General features: G+C 38.0%; 1 pseudogene. It reads left to right on the forward strand.

Annotation, left to right across the window (positions count from 1 at the left end):
• A pseudogene (gene eno, locus ACFINO_RS10870) lies at positions 1-266 on the forward strand (phosphopyruvate hydratase); the annotation flags it as partial.

Raw genomic sequence — 266 nt, forward strand, 5'->3', positions numbered from 1 at the left:
GGTGGCTTTGCACCTCAATTTAAAAGCGCCGAGCAAGCGATTGATTTTATTATGGAATCTATAATAGCATGTGGGTATAAACCAGGTGAACAAATTGCCCTTGGTTTAGATTGTGCTGCAACCGAATTTTATAAAAATGGTTCCTATTTTTATGAAGGTGAGGGGAAATATCGTGATGTGGGGGAACAGGTAGATTATTTAGCACAACTTATTAAAACTTACCCTATTATCACAATTGAAGATGGTATGGCTGAGGATGATTGGGA

The sequence above is a fragment of the Bartonella sp. AA83SXKL genome, assembly GCF_042196965.1.
Classification (GTDB): Bacteria; Pseudomonadota; Alphaproteobacteria; order Rhizobiales; family Rhizobiaceae; genus Bartonella.